Genomic DNA, 15,528 nt, shown 5'->3' with positions numbered 1-15,528 from the left:
CTCTCCCTAACCCAACGCCTTGGCGGCCTGGTGGATGGCGGCGCGAATGCGCACATAGGTGGCGCAACGGCAAACGTTGCCGCCCATCGCCGCGTCGATGTCCGCATCGCTCGGGTTCTTGCTTTGCGCCAGCAGCGCGCTGGCGCTCATGATCTGGCCGGACTGGCAGTAACCGCACTGCACCACGTCCAGATCAAGCCAGGCTTCCTGCACCGCCTTGCCTTCCGGCGTGGCGCCCACGGCTTCGATGGTGGTGATTTTTTTGCCGACGGCGGCGGAGACCGGCGTCATGCATGAACGCACCGGCACGCCGTCCAGATGCACGGTACAGGCGCCGCACATGGCGATGCCGCAGCCGAATTTGGTGCCGGTCAGGCCGGCTTCGTCACGCAAGAACCACAGCAGCGGCATGTGCGGATCGCCCTCGAAGGTCAGCGGCTGCTCGTTTACGGTTAATTGAATCATCAGGTTCTCTCCTTGTCAGACGCCGGATTCGCAGTGGGATTATGCAGCGGCAGGCTCAGCGAGGTGCGCGGCCGCCCGAGCAGCGCCAGCGCGTTGCCGACTGCCGGGGCAATGGTCGGCACCCCCAGCTCGCCCACGCCGGTCGGTTTCTCGGTCGAGGGCACAATGATCACCTCGATCTCCGGCATCTCATCGATGCGCAACGGGCGGAAGTTATTGAAGTTGGACTGTTCGACCACGCCGTCTTTCAGCGTGATATTGCCGTACAGCGCCAGGCTCAGGCCGTAACCGATGCCGCCCTCGATCTGCGCGCGGATCACATCGGGGTTCACCGCCACGCCGCAATCCACCGCGCACCACACTTTATGCACTTTCGGGATGCCGCCTTCGCCGATCGACACCTCGGCCACCTGCGCCACATAGGTGTCGAACGCCTTGGCGACGCCCACGCCGCGCGCGCGTCCGTCTACCACTTTAGCGCCCTGCCAGTCAGCGGCTTTCGCTACCGCCCGCAGCACGCCCGCCGCGCGCGGCGCATCGCCCATCAGCGCCAGCCGCCCTTCGACCGGATCCTGGCCGGTTTCCTGCAACAGCTGATCGATAAAGCTCTCCACCGCATGGCCGGTGTGGGTGCTGGCGACCGACCGCAGCGAGGTGGTCGGCACCTTGCCGGGCACGATATGCGCATCGCAGCGGAAGGCTTCGAAAGTGTATGAGACCTCGCTGGCGCCTTCGACCATCATCTGATCGAGGCCGTTGACCACCAGCGCATCCATCGCGCTGTGGCGCGTCCAGGAGTGGCCGACCACGGTATCGGTCCAGCCCACCACCTTGCCGCCCCGAATGGCGCCGCGCAGGCGGTGCAGGATCATCGGGCGATACCAGCCGTTGCGGATGTCGTCCTCGCGCGTCCACACCACCTTCACGCCGTGGCCGGGGCCGATGCCTTTGGCCGCCGCCGCCATGTCGGCCGCCAGATCCGGCCCCAGCGTCGGGTTGCCTAAATCGATGCGCCGGCCGAAGCTGCCGCCCGCCAGAATGGTTTCAATCTGTACCTTGTCCGGCGGCAACTCGAACAGATCGCACAGCTGCTTGTGGTCGAGCGTTTGGATTTGGCAGCCGTAGCGCGCCTTGACGCTCTCGCCGTCCCAGAACAGATAGCCGTCCAGCGGCTCCATCGGCGCGTGCGCGACGTACGGGAAGGTGTATTCGGCCTCGATCACCTTGTCGGCCTTGTCGAACACCTCGTCCGGCTTGCCAAGACTCTTCGCCACCACGCCGGTTTTCTGCGCCACCTGACGGAATTCGGCGTAGATTTCCTCGGTGTTGCGTCGCTCCGCCTGCGCGTCGTCCCAGGTGACCCGCAGCCGGTCCCGCCCCTGGATCGCCGCCCAGGTATTGTTGGCGTAAACCGCCACGCCGGTGGCAACCTGTTTCACCGCCACCACGCCCGGTACCGCCAGCGCGCGTTCGGCGTCAAACGTCGCCACCTTGCCGCCGAAACGCGGCGGTTTTTTGATGGTGACGGTCAACATGCCCGGCTCGTGGATATCCTGCGAGAACTGCGCGCTGCCGTTGGTTTTCGCCAGCGAATCGACGCGGTGCAAACCGCGCGTTTTGCCGATCAGGGTGAAATTGGCCGGATCCTTCAGCGTCAGGCTGGCGGGATCGGGCGGCGGCAGCGTGGCGGCCAGCGCGGCGAATTCGCCGAAGCCCGCTTCGCGCCCGCTGGCGGCATGGCGGATCTTGCCCGCCTGCACGGTGATTTCCTGCGCCGAGGTTTTCCAGCTCTGCGCGGCGGCCTGCACCAACAGCGCGCGCGCCATGGCGCCCATGCGCCGCATTTGCTCATAGGCATTGGCCACCGAGCTGGAACCGCCGGTGCCCTGGAATCCGAAGGCCAGGTTTTTGTAGACATTGGTGTCCACCGGCGCGGCCACGACCCGCACCTGTGCCCAGTCGGCATCGAGCTCTTCGGCGACCAGCGTCGCCATGCCGGTATAGACCCCCTGGCCCACTTCGGTGTGTTTACTGATGACGGTGACGACGCCGTCGGCGCCGATCTGAACGAAGGCGTTGGCGTCTAACGCCGCCGCGCCGGAGGCGATCGGGGCAGCCGAACGCGCCAGCGCGCCGGTGGACGGCAGATAGGCGCCGATCACCAACGCCCCGGCGCCGACGATAAACCGCCGCCGCGAAAGCGGAACTTGGGATATGCTCATTGCTCATGACTCCAAAAAAACCGAAGGCGTCACTGCCTTCGGCGAAACAAATCTTGTTATGGGAATGGCTTGTTGCGCCCGTCAGGTGATATAGCGCAACAGAGCAATAATTAGCGTAGCCTATTATCCAGTAGACTTAATGTTGAAGAGGGTTTTTCTATTGGAGAATCGTGCGGTGCGGGCAGGCACCCGCACCGGGGTCAACTCTGCGTCGTCGCCAGATAGGAGAAAACGCTGAGCAGGTTGATTTGCGCCGCCATGTTGTCGCTGTCGAAGGCCACGGTCAGCGCGTCCTGGCGCTCCACGCCAGGCACCAGGCTGAACAGATCCGCCAGCACCGGTTTGGCCGCCATCAGCGTCAGCCGGTAAGGCGGCATAAAACGGCGCTCCACCGGCAGTCTGGCGCCCTGGCGCACCTGTTGCATCGCCCGCTCGCGGATCTCCGCCCGCGCCCGCTGTGGGCTGAGCGATTCGGCGGCGGTTTGCGAGAGGGCGCGTTTTACGCAAACATAGCCAGATTGCGGATAACGTTCAGCGATCCAACGTTGCAGCTCGTCGTCACCGCTCACCAACCACAGCGGCACGTTCAACTCCGCCGCCATCGCCGCATACAGATCGCTTTCGCCTACCACCTCGCCGTTCAGGCTGACGCGATAAAAGGCCCGGCCGTTGATGGTATGCGCCAGCACGCCGCGTTCGCCGGAGGCGCTGTGATAACCGATAAACATCAGGCCGTCGTAACGTTGATGCTGCAGCCCTTCCACCATCGACAGCCCGCGCGGCTTGCCCTGCACCAGGCGCGCCCGCGCATCGATGCGATCGGCGCGCAGATTCTGCATCATGGCGTGGCTGTCGGCCACCGTCACCTCGGTGGCGCCGCCGGCAAAAGCGCCGTCGATGGCGGCGTTGACCTCCTGCTCCATCAGCTCGCGCGCCACCGCATAGTCGGCATGGGCCGGGTTGCACTGCTCCGGCCGCATCACGCCGGCAATACCCTCGATATCCGCAGAGATAAAGACTTTCACATCACACTCCCGTTATTCAATTTGCCGCCAGCCGATCGAGCAGCGGGCCCAGCGCTGCGCGCGCGTGCTGCTGGAAACCGCTGACGCCCTCGGCGCTCAGCAACGCATCCAATACTGCGTATTCGGTGGCATCCGCGGCAGCCGCAAACAGCGGCTCCAGCCGTTCGTCCGGCAGCGTGGCCCCCAGCAACCGGGTGGAGAACGCCAGCGCGATGTCGCCGGAGCCGTGCCCCCAATGGCTGCCCACCCGCCCCAGACCCGCGCCCGCTCGGCGGGCGATACGGTTCAGTTGCCGGCTGTCCAGCGCCCGATCGCAGGCGATGATGATAATGACCGAACCGGCGTCCACCTGCGGCGGTGGGTCCGCCAGCAGCTTGCCCAGCGCCGGGCCGACGCGCACGCCGCTCAGCGTCAACGAGTCGAGGGTACCGAAGTTGGCCAGCACCAGCACGCCGAGCGTGGTGCCAAGCCCCGGGCAATAACGCGAGGCGGTGCCGATGCCGCCCTTCAGGCCGAAGCTGCTCATGCCGCGCCCGGCGCCGACGCTGCCGCGCGCAAAGCGGGTGGAATGGTTATCCAGCGCGCTGAAGACGTGCTCCTCACGCACCGCCATCGCCTGAATATCGTTGAGGTAGCCGTCGTTGCACTCCAGCACCAGCGGGTTGATGGTGGCGCTGCCGCGGCCGATCTGCGGGTAGCGCAAGCAGCTGCGCCGCACCATGGCGTTGAACAGCGTGCCGACGGCGAAGGTGTTGCTCAGCAGGATCGGCGTTTGCAACTCCCCCAGCTCATTCAATTGCACCAATCCCAGCGGCTTGGCGAAGCCATTGAGCACCGCGCTGCCGCACGGCAACGGTTGGTTGAACAGATCGCCCGGCGGCACGATGGCGGTGATGCCGGTCTGGCATTCGCCGTCGGCCAAGGTGTGATGCCCGACGCTGACGCCCGGCACGTCACACAGGCTGTCTGTCGGCCCGGCCGGATAGCGCGCGCCCGGCAGGCGGCGATGGCGCCGCCAATAGCTCAGCAGATTGTCGAGGCTTTGTTGTTCAAACACCTGGCTGTCAATCATGGTTCCCTCATCCGCCGTTAGCCCATCAGAAAACCAGAATATCGCGCAATGCGCCGCGCCGTAAATTGAAAGCGGAAGCGGGCAGCAAAAATCGCCTTGCCCCATCGCCGTTCAGACCCACTCGCAGGGCATCGAAGACACCCTGCTGCGTTATCAAGATCTGGTGCTGAAGGCACGCAAACGCTGCGACGTGGCGCACGGCAAAGACATGGCTATCACCCACGGCGGGTATGAAGACTGAAGAGCGAAATCGGCAAACGCATTCTCGCCGGCATGTGGGAGACCATTTTGGGCGGCCCGCAGGCCTGAGCCTTATTGGGTTTTTAGCGGGCAATCGGATAGTATAAAAAAATGAATGATTCAAAACTGGATTATGGCTCAATTGAATAAATAAACCATGACCATAACAATGACGCAAACAGAGCAAAACAATAAATCACCGGAAAAATTTCTCAATGAGTCCAAATAGTCATTGCTGTTCTTATTTAGTTGGTTAATGGCATCATTTTCGTTCTCAGCTTCTACTTCAATATGATGCTTTCTGAACCCTTTCTGCTTCATATCTTTAATTACTTCTCGTGTAACCACTTCCTTTCTCTGCCCCCTTGATTCATCGCTCTTTATAAAAACAACATATTTATTCATCATATACCCCATAAAAGCACAGAATTTTACTTCTGTGCTGGGATTGCAGCTGTTAATTAGCGTTTGGTTCTGGATTCTCTGGCCTCTCTCGGTCCAGTGCCATTGCCGCCATAACCATTTCCTGTAGAACTGCCATTCCCCAGAAACCACTGGCGCAGGAACCGCTGTCATAAGGGCTATTTTTTGACAAGAATGACTGAAGGTGTATTCTCACTGCTGAAAATAATCATATTGGAATAAAATCCAGAATAATATACCGAACCTAATTACACGCAGATGCTATCGATTCAATTAATTGAATCGCCAAATAATCTCAACGCCCAAGATTAATAACCCAATAAAGAAGAGGCGGCGGAACAGCTGCGGGCGACAATGACGACGCACCCTCTCCCCCAGCCACATGCCGCCCAGCGCCGGCAACAGCGCCAACAGCGAACCGCCGAGCAGCGTAGCGGGCAGCGCCTGATGCCAGGCTAATCCGGCGGCCAGCGCCAGCGTCGAGACGGTGAACGACAGCCCCAGCGCCTGCACCAGATCGTCACGCGCCAGGCCCAATGCGTTCAGATAGGGCACCGCCGGTATGACGAATACGCCGGTGGCGCCGGTCAGCACGCCGGTCACCAGGCCGCACAGCGGCCCCAACCAAGGCTCTGCCGTGGCGGAAACGCGCCAATCGAAACGGGTGAATCCCAACAGCGCATAGCCGATCAGGCAAACGCCCAGCGCCAGCGGCGCCAGGCGGCCGTCGGTGGCGGTGAGCGCGCCGGCGCTCAGCAACGTGCCCAGCGTGACGCACAGCATCATCGGCCAGAGTCGACGGCACAGCGCCCCCAACCTCGGCCCGCACAGCAACTGCCACAGATTGGTGATCAACGAGGGTAACAGCAGCAGCGCGGCGGCCTGCCCCGGCGGCATCATCAGGCTGAGCAGCCCCATCGAGACCGTCGGCAACCCCAGACCGATCGCCCCTTTGACCGTGCCGGCCAGCGTAAAAATGCCCGTCAGGGCGATAATCTCGAGTAACGTCAGCGACATGCGTCTATCCTTATGGCGAATCAACGGCTCGATTGTGGCCAGCGCCGCGCCGCAGCACAATGCGGCAATGGCAGAGCCTGCCTGCGGCAAAGACAGAGGAAGAACGCATGCATTTTGACTTTATCGATCTGCGGCTGTTGGTGGCGGTGCTCGAGACCGGCAGCATCACCGCCGGCGGCGAGCGCGTCGGGCTGTCGCTGGCCGCCGCCAGCGCCCGCATGCGCGGGCTGGAACAACAGGCCGGCGTGGCGCTGTTGACGCGCAATCCGCGCGGCGTCCAGGCGACGCCCGCCGGTGAGCGCCTGTTGCAACACGCGCGCGTGCTGCTGCAACAGCGCGACCGGCTGCGGGGTGATATGGCCGAGTTCGCGCCGGGCCAGCGCAGCCAGCTGCGCATCGTCGCCAATACCGTCGCCGCCGACGCTTTTCTGCCGGAGCTGTTGGCGGATTTTCTGGTGCTGCACCCGCACACCGACATCGCGCTGGAGGAGCTGCCCAGCCCGGCCATCGCGCTGGCGATCGCCGAACGGGCGGCGGATATCGGCATCGTGGCGGACCACGCCGATCTGCGTGGGCTGGCAAGCTACCCTTTTCGCCAGGATCGTCTGGTGCTGGCGCTGCCGCCGGGGCATGCGCTCAGCGGCCGCCGCACGCTCAGCTTTGCGGACGCCCTGCCTTTTGATTTCATCGGCCTGCCGGAAGAGAGTGCGCTGCAACAGCATCTGGAACAGCTGGCGATACGCAGCGGCGGCCCGATGCGGCTGCGGGCGCGTGCGGCTAATTTCGACGCCATCTGCCGCATGGTGCTGCGCGGCGCCGGGCTGGCGGTGGTGCCGGAAGAGAGCGCCCAACGCCATCCGGAGATCCGACACGGCGCCCTGCCGCTGACGGACGAGTGGGCAACCCGGCGTCTGTCAATCGCGGTGCGTGACCTGGCGCAGCTGCCGCTGCCGGCGCAGCGGCTGGTGGCGTTCCTGCGCCAAGCCTGAGGCGGCTCAGTGCGTGCCCGGCTCTGCGCGCAGCCGCGCCACCTGAGCCTCCACGTCGCGCCAGGCCGGTTTGTCGCCGGCATAGCGTTGGCGCAGATAATTCACCAGCGCCGTCACCTGCCGATCGGAAAAGCTGTCCTTAAAGCCCGGCATAAAGCCCAATTCGGCGGTGGCCGGCTTGGGGATCCCTTGCAGGATCACCTTGATCAGGTTATCGGGGCGATCGCTGAAGATATTGGTGTTATTGGCCAGATCCGGGCTGACGCCGAACAGCTGCGGCCCGCCGGCGGCGGCGCTGTGGCAGGCCTGGCAAGCGCCCTGGAACAACCGCTCGCCCGCCAGTTGACCCGCAGGCAACGCGCGGGCCGCCAACTGCGCCTGCGGTTCCACATTCAGCGTCGCCTTGGCGCTCAGCGACATCACATAGTTGGCCATCGCCCGCAGATCGCTCTGCGGCAACGTCGCCAGTTCGCTGACCACCGGCCCCATAGGCCCGGCCGCCACGCCGTGCTCGGCGGAATGCCCGGAGCGGAAGTACTGAAACAGCTGCTCCTCAGTCCAGGGCTTGTCCGCATTGGCCAATTGATTCAGCGCCGGCGCTTCCCACCCGTCCACCATCCCTCCCGCCAGGAAGGCCGCGCCGCCCTTTTCCGCCCCCAGCAGATTACGCGGCGAATGGCAGGCGGCGCAGTGGCCAAGGCCGTTGACCAGATAGGCGCCGCGGTTCCACTGCGCGCTTTGCTGCGGATCGGGTTGATATTCCCCCTGGCGCAGGAATAGCGCGTTCCAGCCCGCCATCAGCGGCCGCAGGTTAAACGGGAAGCGCATCTGATTGGCCGGATTGCTCTGGCGCACCGCCGGTTGCGACATCAGATAAGCGTACAGCGCCTGCATGTCGCCGTCGGTCATTTTACTGAAGGCGGTGTAAGGAAATGCCGGATAGAGGTGGCGGCCGTCGCGGGCGATGCCCTGACGCATCGCCCGATCGAATGCGGTAAACGACCAGTTGCCGATGCCGGTTGCCACGTCCGGGGTAATGTTGGTGCTGTAGAGCGTGCCGAACGGCGTCGCCATCGCCAACCCACCGGCGTTGGTCGCCCCTTCCGACGCGGTATGGCAAACCGCGCAGTCTCCGGCGGCGGCCAACTGACGGCCGCGCTCCAGCGTGGCGGCCGACCAGGTGCCGGCGCCAGGCGTCGCCACCGGCGCGATCTCCGTCCGCCATGGCAAGGCGCTGCCGGCGATGCCCAGCACCGCGCCGAACAGCCCCGCCGCGCCGCCGAACCACCATTTACCGCGTTTCTTTTTCTTGGGCGGCGCGGCCTGCCGCTCGGCATCCGGCCCGTTCAGGGCCTCACGCAGCTTGTCCGAGGTGATCGGCAGCTCGCGAAAACGAATGCCGGTGGCGTCGAACACCGCGTTGGCGATGGCCGCCGCGCTGGGCACCGACGCCGACTCCCCGGCGCCCAGCGGCGGATCGTAAGGGCGCGGCATCATCACCACGTCCACCTCCGGCACCTCCGGGAAGGTCAGGATCGGGTAAGCCCCCCACTCTTTGGCGGAGACCGTCGATTCCTCAAAGGTCACGCGCTCTTTCAACACCCGGCTGGTCGATTGCAACACGTTGCCATGGATTTGGTGACGCACGCCGTCCGGGTTAACCATCATGCCCGCGTCGTGGCCGACCACGATGCGCGTTACCGCCACTTCGCCGCTGGCTTTGTCGATCGCCACGTCGGCCACCCAGGCGGCCCAGGCCGCGCCAAAGCCGGGAAACTTGCTGTGGATGTAACGGGCGTAGGCAAAGCCGCGCCCGCGCAGCACGCCGTCTTCCGCCGGGGTCTGCATCGGTTCGGTATGCGGCGTCCAGCCGGCGCGTTCTGCGGTGCTGCGCATCAGTTCACTGGCGCGTTCATCATGGATGTAGCGCAGCCGATACTCCAGCGGATCGACGCCGGCGGCGTGGGCCAGCTCATCGATATAAGACTCGTGGGCGAAGGTGTTGGGCAAGGCGGAAACGCCGCGCATCCAGGAGGCGCGCACGATCGGCGCCATGTCCTCGATGCTGACGCGCAGCGACGGATATTCGTATGGCGGCACCGAGGTGCGGTCGCCCATTTCATAGGCCACCGGCAGCGGCTCAACCCGGCCGGTCAGCAACAGCGCCAGCGTCGGCGCGCCGTTGGAAGGATAATAGGTGCGAAAATCGTAGGCGACCGGGTGCCCGGCGGCGTCCAGCCCGCCGTCCACCTCCATCAGTTGCGCCGTGCCCTTCGGTTCCCACACATGCTCTTGCTCGCGGGTCAGCTGCACCCGCACCGGCCGGCCCACCGCCCGCGACAGCAGCGCCGCGTCGGCGCAGACGTCATCGGCGCAATTGCGGCCATAGCAGCCGGCCGCCTCCATGCGAACGATCTCGATCTGCGCTTCCGGGTATTCCAGCAGCCAGGCCAGATCGGCGCGCAGCAGGTGCGGATTCTGGCTGCCTGACCAGACCTGCAGGCGCTCCGGCCGATAGTCCGCCAGCGCGCAGGAAGGGCCTATCGAGGCATGCAGCTGATACGGCCACAGGTAGCTGCGGGTGAAGCGCCTGTCGGCCGCCGCCAGCGCCGCGTCCACATCGCCGGTATCGTGCACCACCCGGGTCGAGTGCGGATTGTCGCGCAGCGCCTGCGCCACGTCGGTCATCTGCGGCAAATTGCGGCGCCAGTCTTTCCAACTGACCTGCAGCGCCTGTGCCGCCTTGATCGCCTGCTCTTCGCGCTCGGCGACGATGCCGATGAAATCGCCGATCACCACCAGTTTGACGATGCCGGGAATATGCGCGATCGAGGTTTCGTCCACCGCCAGCAGGCTGGTGCCGACAAATTCGCCGCTGTCGTAGCCGGCATAGGGCGGCCGCACCACCCGGCCGTGCAGCATGTTCGGCAGGCGCATATCGTGTACGTAGGTGGTTTCGCCGGTCGCCTTGGCCGGAATATCGACGCGCGCGGTGCTGGTGCCCACCAGGCGATACTCCGCCTGCGGTTTCAGCGGCGCGTCGCCGGAAATCGACAGCTCGACATGACCGCCGGCCACCAGCTCGGCGTAGCTGAGCGCCTGCCCCTGCGGGCTGCGGATCACGCCCACCTCCAGCGTCAGCTGTTCCACCGGCGCATCGAAGCGCTGCGCCGCCTGGCGCAACAGCCAACGGCGCGCTTCGGCGGCGGCGTTGCGCAGCGGCACGGCGGAGATCTGCAGCGTGGCGCTGGCGATGGTGGCGCCCTGATTCGGCGCGCGCTCGGTATCGCCCAACACCATTTGCACCTGATCCATGCGCAGGTACAGCTCTTCGGCGACGATCTGCCCGAGCGCGGTGCGCACGCCGGTGCCAAGATCGACATGGCCGTTAAAGGCATAGATTTCGCCGCTGCCGCACAGGGCGATAAACAGCCCCTGCTCTTTGGGCTTCAGCACCGGCGTTTGCCCTTTGGGCACCAGTCCCGGCGGCGGTTGCACGCTGTCGACGATCAGCAGCACGCCGTCGCGCTGCAGCAAGTCGGCCTGGCTCGGCGATGGGACACGGGAATCAGTCATGGGCGTGGGCGTCCTCATCGCGGCAGAGAATGATGGCGCGCTGAACCGCACGCAGGATTTCGAGATGGGTGCCGCAGCGGCACAGGTTGCCGGACAGCGCCTGACGGATCTCCGCCTCGCTCGGGGCGGGATTACGATCCAACAGGGCTTTGGTGGTCATGATCATGCCATTGAGACAGTAGCCGCATTGCGCCGCCTGCTCTTCGATAAAGGCACGCTGCACCGGGTGCGGGCGCTGGCGATCGCCAAGGCCTTCCAGGGTCACGATCGCCCGGCCGGACACGCCGAGCGCCGGGATCACGCAGGAGCGCGCCGCCACGCCGTCGATCAACACGGTACACGCACCGCATTCGCCCAGGCCGCAGCCGTACTTCGGGCCGTTGAGCGCCAGATCGTTGCGCAGTACCAGCAAGAGCGGCGTATCCGCCATCACCTGCGCATGAAGCTGTTCGCCGTTCACCGACAGCATCAGCGGATGCTCCGTCAGCGTGGTTTTCGCGCCGTCCCTGGGCGATTGCACTTCAGATATCACCATTGTTCGCGTCTCCGCCTGCACGTGATGATCTTATGGGCTGGCCTTTCGCCACCGACCACCAGGCAACCGACGTTGCGCGGGCGAATCAGCCGGTGGGCGGATCTTCCAGCATTTTATTCAGCAGGAATATCAGCGCTATCCGTTCGGCCGGGTTCAGCGTACCGAACGTCAGTTCTGTGATTTTCGCCGCCTGCGGCACCGTTTCCGCCAGCAGCACGGCGCCGGCGTCGGTGAGGCCGACCACCACCTTGCGCCGATCGATCGGATCCGGCGTTACCGTGATCAGATCGCGCGCCTTCAGCCGTTCGACGATGCCGCGGATGGTGGCCTGATCCACCGCCGTCACCTGCACCAGCTCGGTCAGCGAGCTCGGCCCCATATCGCGCACCGCGCACAGGGTGATGAACTGCACCGCCGTCAGCTGCGAATCGCCGACGTTTTGCTGGAAAATCGCCACGTGGCGCTGATAAACCTTGCGCAGCAGGTGCCCGACTTGCTCGGTAAAATGATAATTTTCAGGTTGGCCGCTCACGGCTGACGGGTATTCGGGGGGCGTCATTGCGTTACTCTCACCATCTATGGAATCCACGAGAATAGTACAAACCCCCGCCGTTGGCAGCAACGATTACGCCCGGCGCACGCGCGACGCCTCCGGCGCTACCACTTCACCGTCCGCCACCACCGTTTGCCCGTCGAGGCGAATGTCGCAGCGGCGCAGCGCGATATCCATATGGCAAGGCGTTTTGCGCGTGCCGCCCACTTCGGTGTTCGGCCCGGTGGAGAACAGGAAGTTGCCGTAGAACGCGCGCGCGTCCATGCACATGCCGTCGTTCTTGTCGTGCAGACCCATCGCCGTCCACTGGGCGCGCGGCTGCAGACCCCAGCCGATGTGCGAGATGCCGTACACCTCCGGATCGTCGAAGTATTTCATGTATTCGCGCAGGTATTCCGCCTCGAAGCCGCCGTGAATGCGAGTAACGAACCCTTGTTCGATCTCCAGCGTGATGCGTTCACGCGCATAGCTTTTGAACGGCAGCAAGATATCGCCGACCTCCAGCACCAGCACCCCTTCCGCCTGCTCCTCATTCGGCCAGGTGAACAGGAAACCGCTCGGCCAGTGATCCCAGCGCCCCGGTTCATCGGCATAGCCGTACTCGGTCACCGTCGGGTATTGCCCCAGCGGCGCGCGGAAATCGCTGCCGGCGGCGGAGGTCACCTGCATCAGCTTCGCCTGCTCCAGCACGGCGGCGGCGGCCAGCACCCGCGCCTTGTCCTCCGCGTTGGGCAACATGCGCGCCAGCACCTCCGGCGGCTCCACCGCCAGCAGGATGCGGGTGCCAGTTTTCAGGATCTGTTCCTGCTCCGGCGAATGCAGCAGCATCATGGTATCGACGATCAGGTCGGCGGCCTCCAGCGCACGCTGCGCCGCCAGATTGCCGGTCAGCGCGGTATCGCCGCAATAGGCGGTCATGTCGTTGCCCATCGCTCGCGGATGGTTGAACGCCGGCAGTTCGACGGCATACACCTTGGCGCCCAGCCGCAGCGCTGCGTCGGTCGCGGCGCGCACCGTGCGCGCATCGGAATAATGGCTTTTCAAAATCGCCACGCTCTGCGAAGCATCGACCTTCGACAGCGTAAGCACCTGCTCGAACAGCTGTACCAACTGGGTTTCATTGACCGCCATGGCCTGTCTCCTGTCTCGTCAAGGGTGACCGACGCCCGCAAGGCGGCGGTGATTTTTCAAACAATTTAAAGTGAACACACTCATTTCATCTAAGTCAAAAAAGCAAAGGAAAGCAAGCTGCGAATATCCACCATAAGAAAGTCCTATTTCATCCCGCATCAATCCTGTGATTAACATGAGCTTAACAGTAATACGCCGTCAATTAGCGTGAGCGAGATCTGATTTAACACTTTTGCAACTTTGCGTTATCTAGCGCATACACTATAAATCGATCGTCCAGCCACGCGTTGGGCCTACGCTGAAAAAAGCCAACAGACAGGGGAAACATGATGAGCAAACAACCACGCATCGCCGTCGTCGGCGCCGGGCTGGGGGGCGCCGCCGCCGCCGGGCTGCTGCAAAAAGCCGGCTTTACCGTCGATCTGTATGAACAGAGCCCGGCGTTCTCACGCCTTGGCGCCGGCATTCACATGGGGCCGAACGTACTGAAGATTTTCCGCCGTCTCGGTATTGAGCAGCGGTTGGAGCAGATGGCGTCTCATCCCGATTTCTGGTTCAGCCGCGACGCCGAAAGCGGCGACTACCTGTCGCGCATCGAACTGGGCGCCTTCGCCCGCCGGGAGTACGGCGCCGCCTATGTGACGGTGCACCGCGGCGATTTGCAGGCGTTGCAGCTCTCCGCGCTGCAGCCCGGCACCCTGCACTTCGGCAAATGCCTGAGCAAAATTGAAGATCGCGGTGACGAGGTGGTGCTGAACTTCGTCGACGGCACCTCGGCCCACGCCGACATCGTGATCGGCGCCGACGGCATCAATTCGCGCATTCGTGAGCACCTGCTGGGCGCTGAAGCGCCGACCTACAGCGGCTGGGTGGCCCACCGCGCGCTGATCCGCGGCGAGAAGCTGGCGAAATACAACCTGACGTTCGAAGACTGCGTGAAGTGGTGGTCGGCGGATCGCCATCTGATGGTCTACTACACCACCCAACGGCGCGACGAGTATTACTACGTCAGCGGCGTGCCGCACCCGGCCTGGGATTTCCAGGGCAGCTTCATCGACAGCAGCCGCGAAGAGATGTTCGAGACCTTCGCCGGCTACCACCCGATCGTGCAGGCGCTGATCGAATCCAGCGAGCAGGTCACCAAATGGCCATTGCTGAACCGCAAACCGCTGCCGCTGTGGAGCGAAGGCCGTCTGGTGCTGCTCGGCGACGCCTGCCACCCGATGAAACCGCACATGGCGCAGGGCGCGGCGATGGCGATCGAAGACGCCGCCATGCTGACCCGCTGCCTGCAGGAAACCGGCCTCGGCGACTACCGCACCGCCTTCCAGCTGTATGAAGCCAACCGCAAGGAGCGCGCCTCCCGGGTGCAGGCGGTGTCCAACGCCAACACCTTCCTGCGCACCCAGGAAGATCCGGCCTGGGTCTACGGCTACGACCTGTACGCGCAAGCGCTGAAATCGGAGAACGCCGCATGAGCACCTTCCTCTACGGCGCCCACGTTCACGCCAACGACATTCGCCAACACTATCTGCGCTACGGCGGCCACGGCCCGGCGCTGATCCTGGTCCCCGGCATCACCAGCCCGGCGATCACCTGGGGCTTCGTCGCCGAGCGGCTGGGGGAAAAATACGACGTCTACGTGCTCGACGTGCGCGGCCGCGGTCTGTCGTCCAGCGGCCCGGAACTGGCTTATGACGCAGAGACCTGCGCGCAGGACGTCAACGCCTTCGCCGCTGCGTTGAACCTGGGCAGTTACGCCCTGCTCGGCCATTCGATGGGCGCCCGCTTCGCCCTGCGCGCCGCCGCTCTGCAGCCCGCCGGCGTGCGGCGGCTGGTGCTGGTCGATCCGCCGGTTTCCGGCCCCGGCCGCCGCGCCTATCCCGGCCAATGGCCGTGGTACGCCGACTCCATCCGGCAGTCGCTGCCGGGCATGAGCGCCGAGCAGATGCGCGCCTTTTGCCCAACCTGGAGCGAAGAGCAGCGCCGGCTGCGCGCCGAGTGGCTGCACACCTGCTACGAGCCGGCGATCCAACGCGCCTACGACGATTTTCATCAGGTGGACAGCCACCGTGACTACCCGCTGCTGACCATGCCGACGCTGCTGATGGCCGCGGGCAAAGGCGGCGTCATTCAGCCCGAAGACCGGGCAGAGATCCGCGCGCTACAGCCGGAGATCGCCATCGTCGAGGTCGAGAACGCCGGACACATGATCCCGTGGGACGATTTCGACGGCTTCTTCCGCGCCCTGGGCGTTTTTCTGGATTAACTGAGGAACAC

13 protein-coding genes and 1 pseudogene are annotated in these 15,528 nt (G+C 64.3%); 4 read left to right on the top strand and 10 right to left on the bottom strand.

Annotated features, from left to right (window positions below; all coding sequences use genetic code 11):
* Positions 1–6 precede the first annotated feature (6 nt).
* The 4 genes from ACMGGW_RS10375 to ACMGGW_RS10360 form a co-directional block, all read right to left on the bottom strand.
* Complete coding sequence (locus ACMGGW_RS10375) at positions 7–465, bottom strand: (2Fe-2S)-binding protein (protein ID WP_025302752.1); 459 nt, start codon at positions 463–465, stop codon at positions 7–9.
* Positions 465–2,687 (bottom strand): xanthine dehydrogenase family protein molybdopterin-binding subunit, encoded by a 2,223-nt coding sequence (locus ACMGGW_RS10370; RefSeq protein ID WP_049207190.1) that lies wholly within the window; start codon positions 2,685–2,687, stop codon positions 465–467. The genes ACMGGW_RS10375 and ACMGGW_RS10370 overlap by 1 nt, the downstream gene beginning before the upstream one ends.
* 200 nt (positions 2,688–2,887) lie before the next feature.
* Entirely contained in the window at positions 2,888–3,712 is an 825-nt protein-coding gene (locus ACMGGW_RS10365; protein WP_197831973.1) for a M55 family metallopeptidase, read from the bottom strand.
* A 16-nt stretch (positions 3,713–3,728) separates the two neighbouring features.
* A complete protein-coding gene (locus tag ACMGGW_RS10360) occupies positions 3,729–4,784 on the bottom strand; it encodes a P1 family peptidase (RefSeq protein ID WP_197831972.1) in 1,056 nt (351 codons plus the stop codon).
* Between the two features lie 109 nt (positions 4,785–4,893).
* Here ACMGGW_RS10360 and ACMGGW_RS10355 point away from each other — a divergent pair.
* A pseudogene (locus ACMGGW_RS10355) lies at positions 4,894–5,093 on the top strand (monooxygenase); the annotation flags it as partial.
* A 69-nt stretch (positions 5,094–5,162) separates the two neighbouring features.
* Here ACMGGW_RS10355 and ACMGGW_RS10350 read toward each other — a convergent pair.
* Both ACMGGW_RS10350 and ACMGGW_RS10345 read right to left on the bottom strand, forming a co-directional pair.
* The gene (locus ACMGGW_RS10350; RefSeq protein WP_197831971.1) at positions 5,163–5,429 is read right to left on the bottom strand and encodes a hypothetical protein; all 267 of its coding nucleotides are present in this window, start codon (positions 5,427–5,429) and stop codon (positions 5,163–5,165) included.
* 291 nt (positions 5,430–5,720) lie between these two features.
* Positions 5,721–6,464, bottom strand: a complete 744-nt coding sequence (locus tag ACMGGW_RS10345) for a sulfite exporter TauE/SafE family protein (RefSeq protein ID WP_167324291.1) — start codon at positions 6,462–6,464, stop codon at positions 5,721–5,723.
* Between the two features lie 107 nt (positions 6,465–6,571).
* Between ACMGGW_RS10345 and ACMGGW_RS10340 the strand changes: the two genes are divergently transcribed.
* Positions 6,572–7,453, top strand: coding sequence for a LysR substrate-binding domain-containing protein (locus ACMGGW_RS10340; protein WP_127146118.1), 882 nt, complete (start codon positions 6,572–6,574; stop codon positions 7,451–7,453).
* A gap of 6 nt (positions 7,454–7,459) precedes the next feature.
* Here ACMGGW_RS10340 and ACMGGW_RS10335 read toward each other — a convergent pair whose 3' ends face one another.
* From ACMGGW_RS10335 to ACMGGW_RS10320, 4 genes are all read right to left on the bottom strand, one after another.
* Complete coding sequence (locus ACMGGW_RS10335) at positions 7,460–11,029, bottom strand: molybdopterin cofactor-binding domain-containing protein (RefSeq protein ID WP_167324290.1); 3,570 nt, start codon at positions 11,027–11,029, stop codon at positions 7,460–7,462.
* Positions 11,022–11,564 carry a (2Fe-2S)-binding protein gene (locus ACMGGW_RS10330; protein WP_167324289.1) on the bottom strand — a complete coding sequence of 181 codons (543 nt, stop codon included), beginning with the start codon at positions 11,562–11,564 and terminating at the stop codon, positions 11,022–11,024. The genes ACMGGW_RS10335 and ACMGGW_RS10330 overlap by 8 nt, the downstream gene beginning before the upstream one ends.
* An 85-nt stretch (positions 11,565–11,649) precedes the next feature.
* Entirely contained in the window at positions 11,650–12,123 is a 474-nt protein-coding gene (locus tag ACMGGW_RS10325; protein ID WP_025302743.1) for a MarR family winged helix-turn-helix transcriptional regulator, read from the bottom strand.
* Positions 12,124–12,189: 66 nt separating this feature from the next.
* On the bottom strand, positions 12,190–13,248 hold the full coding sequence (locus ACMGGW_RS10320) for a 2,5-dihydroxypyridine 5,6-dioxygenase (RefSeq protein ID WP_025302742.1): 1,059 nt from the start codon (positions 13,246–13,248) through the stop codon (positions 12,190–12,192).
* Positions 13,249–13,574: 326 nt separating this feature from the next.
* On the opposite strand from ACMGGW_RS10320, the gene ACMGGW_RS10315 reads away from it, so the two are divergent.
* Complete coding sequence (locus ACMGGW_RS10315) at positions 13,575–14,726, top strand: FAD-dependent monooxygenase (RefSeq protein ID WP_033645813.1); 1,152 nt, start codon at positions 13,575–13,577, stop codon at positions 14,724–14,726.
* Positions 14,723–15,517, top strand: coding sequence for an alpha/beta fold hydrolase (locus ACMGGW_RS10310; RefSeq protein WP_049207178.1), 795 nt, complete (start codon positions 14,723–14,725; stop codon positions 15,515–15,517). The genes ACMGGW_RS10315 and ACMGGW_RS10310 overlap by 4 nt, the downstream gene beginning before the upstream one ends.
* Positions 15,518–15,528: the final 11 nt, after the last annotated feature.

Source organism: Serratia sp. BNK-4, from assembly GCF_048685115.1.
GTDB classification, from domain to species: domain Bacteria; phylum Pseudomonadota; class Gammaproteobacteria; order Enterobacterales; family Enterobacteriaceae; genus Serratia; species Serratia bockelmannii.
Note: the sequence above shows the minus strand (reverse complement) of the source record. Positions and strands in the feature narration are given on the sequence as shown.

Excerpts from the sequence above, each read along its gene's own strand:
- ACMGGW_RS10320 (WP_025302742.1), bottom strand. The coding sequence starts at position 13,248 with ATGGCGGTCAATGAAACCCAGTTGGTACAGCTGTTCGAGCAGGTGCTT.
- ACMGGW_RS10310 (WP_049207178.1), top strand. The coding sequence starts at position 14,723 with ATGAGCACCTTCCTCTACGGCGCCCACGTTCACGCCAACGACATTCGC.
- ACMGGW_RS10340 (WP_127146118.1), top strand. The coding sequence starts at position 6,572 with ATGCATTTTGACTTTATCGATCTGCGGCTGTTGGTGGCGGTGCTCGAG.
- ACMGGW_RS10325 (WP_025302743.1), bottom strand. The coding sequence starts at position 12,123 with ATGACGCCCCCCGAATACCCGTCAGCCGTGAGCGGCCAACCTGAAAAT.
- ACMGGW_RS10350 (WP_197831971.1), bottom strand. The coding sequence starts at position 5,429 with ATGAATAAATATGTTGTTTTTATAAAGAGCGATGAATCAAGGGGGCAG.
- ACMGGW_RS10370 (WP_049207190.1), bottom strand. The coding sequence starts at position 2,687 with ATGAGCATATCCCAAGTTCCGCTTTCGCGGCGGCGGTTTATCGTCGGC.
- ACMGGW_RS10345 (WP_167324291.1), bottom strand. The coding sequence starts at position 6,464 with ATGTCGCTGACGTTACTCGAGATTATCGCCCTGACGGGCATTTTTACG.
- ACMGGW_RS10315 (WP_033645813.1), top strand. The coding sequence starts at position 13,575 with ATGATGAGCAAACAACCACGCATCGCCGTCGTCGGCGCCGGGCTGGGG.
- ACMGGW_RS10375 (WP_025302752.1), bottom strand. The coding sequence starts at position 465 with ATGATTCAATTAACCGTAAACGAGCAGCCGCTGACCTTCGAGGGCGAT.
- ACMGGW_RS10335 (WP_167324290.1), bottom strand. The coding sequence starts at position 11,029 with ATGACTGATTCCCGTGTCCCATCGCCGAGCCAGGCCGACTTGCTGCAG.
- ACMGGW_RS10360 (WP_197831972.1), bottom strand. The coding sequence starts at position 4,784 with ATGATTGACAGCCAGGTGTTTGAACAACAAAGCCTCGACAATCTGCTG.
- ACMGGW_RS10330 (WP_167324289.1), bottom strand. The coding sequence starts at position 11,564 with ATGGTGATATCTGAAGTGCAATCGCCCAGGGACGGCGCGAAAACCACG.